4 protein-coding genes are annotated in these 2895 nt (G+C 51.8%); 2 read left to right on the plus strand and 2 right to left on the minus strand.

All coding sequences use genetic code 11. The annotated features are described in order from the left end of the window. Both HKN79_11955 and fahA read right to left on the minus strand, forming a co-directional pair. Positions 1 to 552 (minus strand): bifunctional (p)ppGpp synthetase/guanosine-3',5'-bis(diphosphate) 3'-pyrophosphohydrolase (locus tag HKN79_11955; GenBank protein NNC84281.1); only part of this gene is annotated, 552 nt, incomplete at its 3' end. Positions 553 to 564: 12 nt separating this feature from the next. Beyond that, on the minus strand, positions 565 to 1827 hold the full coding sequence (gene fahA, locus HKN79_11960; protein ID NNC84282.1) for a fumarylacetoacetase: 1263 nt from the start codon (positions 1825 to 1827) through the stop codon (positions 565 to 567). 71 nt (positions 1828 to 1898) lie between these two features. Between fahA and HKN79_11965 the strand changes: the two genes are divergently transcribed. Together HKN79_11965 and HKN79_11970 are read left to right on the plus strand one after the other, a co-directional pair. Then, a complete protein-coding gene (locus HKN79_11965; protein NNC84283.1) occupies positions 1899 to 2477 on the plus strand; it encodes a hypothetical protein in 579 nt (192 codons plus the stop codon). After that, positions 2464 to 2895, plus strand: a 432-nt coding sequence (locus HKN79_11970) for a hypothetical protein (protein NNC84284.1), incomplete at its 3' end; no start/stop codon positions are given. The genes HKN79_11965 and HKN79_11970, both read left to right, overlap by 14 nt.

Raw genomic sequence — 2895 nt, forward strand, 5'->3', positions numbered from 1 at the left:
GGGAGCATACATATAAGAGGTCTCATTGGCGATCTTGAGCTGCTTATTGCGCGGCATGGAATCCAAGGTGCGCATGTTATGCAGTCGATCGGCCAGTTTTATCAGGATCACCCGCACATCGTCACTCAAGGTGAGGATCATCTTGCGGAAATTCTCCGCTTGCATGGAAGAACTGTTCTCCAGTACTCCTTTGATCTTGGTCAGACCATCAATGAGGTAGCGCTCTTTCTCTCCAAAGAGATTCTCGATATCCTCTAATGTGATGTAGGTGTCTTCTACCGTGTCATGCAGAAGAGCAGCGACTACACTGGTAGTGTCGAGCCCCATCTCGGCACTGACGATCCGAGCTACCTCAATGGGGTGGTAGATGTAGGGTTCTCCCGTTTTCCTGCGGTCCTCGCGGTGGGCTTCCACGGCCACATCGAAGGCTTTCCGTATCCGCTTGCGCTCCGAATCCTTGTTGATGCGCTTGTGCGAACGGAGAAGTGCGCGATACCGCTTGGTGATCTCGCGTTTCTCGGCTTCTTCGTCTATGACATAGGCTTCACCCATCTACATCCCATTTCATTTGGCCGGAAGGACCTCGGTCTCTACTGACCCGAAGCCGATCCGATATCCATCCCTTTGTCCGTGTGCTCTCATGACCACAGTGTCTCCGTCCTGAATGAATTTCCTCTGACTGCCATCGGGCATGTCGATGGGCTTGGTGCCTCGCCAGGAGAGCTCGAGCATGCTTCCATAGCTGGAAGGGTCTGGACCGCTGATCGTGCCGGAGGCCATCATGTCCCCACAACGGATATTGCAACCATTGACGGTGTGGTGGGCCAATTGCTGATTCATGTTCCAATACATGTATCGGTAGTTGGATCGGCTCACGACCTTTTCAGTTCCTGATGCGGTGCGAATGCTGACCTCGAGTGGGAGGTCGAAATTGTTCTTGCCTTCGTATTTCAGGTAGGGCAATACTTCCGGTTCTTGTTCTTCCCCCGCTACTCGGAAGGGCTCGAGTGCATCCAGAGTCACCACCCAGGGTGAGATACTGGAAGCGAAATTCTTGGCCAAGAAAGGGCCTAGAGGCACATACTCCCATTTCTGTATGTCACGTGCCGACCAATCATTGAAAATGACCATGCCGAATATGTAGTCACTCGCTTCGGTCGTGCTGATGGAATGGCCCATCGGCTTTCCATCATAGGTGATGAAGGCCATCTCCAATTCGAAATCCAAGAGCTTGCAGGGACCGAAAACCGGAGGGCCTTCGGGTGGTTTCATCTGCCCCTTTGGGCGATGGATGGGTACACCGGAGACTACGATACTGCTCGCTCTACCGTGATAGCCTACGGGGATGTGGAGCCAGTTGGGAAGTAGGGCATTGTCCGGATCCCTGAACATGGTGCCCACATTGGTCGCATGATCACGGCTGGAGTAGAAATCCGTGTAGTCTCCCACTTCCACAGGCATATGCATCTGTACATCTTCTTGCGAATGCAGCGCTTGATCCGCATGTGGGCGCAGTTCTTCATTGCCCGTGCTCAAGAGTTCGGAAATGCGATTGCGCAAGGCACGACTGCCGGATTTGCCGTACTTCATCAAAGGATTGAGCGTAGGAGCGCTGAAGCACTCACGTGTCATCTCGAGTGTATCGAATAGGCCGAGGAGCGCACACACCTGAAGGTCGACCACCTGATCCCCGATGGCCACACCGGGTCTGGGAGCATCTCCTCCGGTACTGAAGATTCCGAAAGGGAGATTCTGTATAGGGAAATCCGATTCACTCGACACGGGTACCCAGGATTGTAATTCCGGGTCATTCGCTCTGATATCCATAGGCGTTTTTAGCGGGATTGTTGCTAATTCAAAAATAGGGATACATTCGACAAGAAGCTTCATACCGACACATGTCAGAGCATCGTATTCTCAAACTTTTCTTTTTCGCTTGTCTCGGGGTATTCGTGCTGCATTTCACGATGACTCTATTGCATAATACCCCTGAGAAATACCTGACTCCTCGTATGGAGAGTTACAGTCATCTATGGTGTTATCCAACTTTTCATCAGGGCTGGGCGCTATTTGCTCCCGAACCGCAATCGAAACACAAGCGCATGGAGATGCGCTACTATGGTCCGAGCGGTTGGTCGGAATGGTATCGGGCAGAGCATATATGTATGGACCAGCATATCCGCTATCGGGTGACGCACTATTCCAAGCTGTGTCATGTCACGCAGAATACGGTCTATCATCTCTGGATGGCGGTGGATCATTTCGATCAGCAGGACCGACCTGCTGAGCAATTCTACCCGCAGAATATGGGGTATGGGATTGCTATGGTCTTGGCAGAGAACTATGCCCATCACTTTCTTCCCGAGATGGAAGTACACACCTTGCAGATCAGGCTGATCCTAGAAGACCCTTTCGAATTGCAAGACCCGGAGGTCATCCATTTCCCTACCAAAACACTCATGGATGGACCTGAATAGACTCATCACACGGCTCTCCGGATCCTTCGATCAAGTGCGTACCGTCAAGTGGCTCCGATGGGGATTGTACGCCCTTGTAGCCTATAGCATCATCATTCTGGGCCTTCCGATGCATGAACTGCTTTGGGGTGAGTACTCCTTGATCGCCCCCATGTCCTTTCCCGATCTATGGACGCACGATGTGATCATGTTCTTGCATGATGAAGACCATCGCGCATGGTATCCCTTGTTCGTGATACTCCCATTCATCGGCATGGCGCTGATCCTATTCAAGCGTTGGACCCGTTTCGGAGCACTGCTCGTGTTCTTGGGCACCAGTATTCTATTCAACCGGACCTATACTTTCCTCACGGGAGGGAACTACCTACTGCATATCCTTTTGTTCTATCTGGTATTCATCGATGAGTACTCCTCTGGC

The organism is Flavobacteriales bacterium (assembly GCA_013001705.1).
In the GTDB taxonomy this organism is placed as follows: domain Bacteria; phylum Bacteroidota; class Bacteroidia; order Flavobacteriales_D; family JABDKJ01; genus JABDLZ01.

Coding starts and splice junctions, on each gene's coding strand:
- HKN79_11965 (NNC84283.1), top strand. CDS start 1,899: ATGTCAGAGCATCGTATTCTCAAACTTTTCTTTTTCGCTTGTCTCGGG.
- fahA (NNC84282.1), bottom strand. CDS start 1,827: ATGGATATCAGAGCGAATGACCCGGAATTACAATCCTGGGTACCCGTG.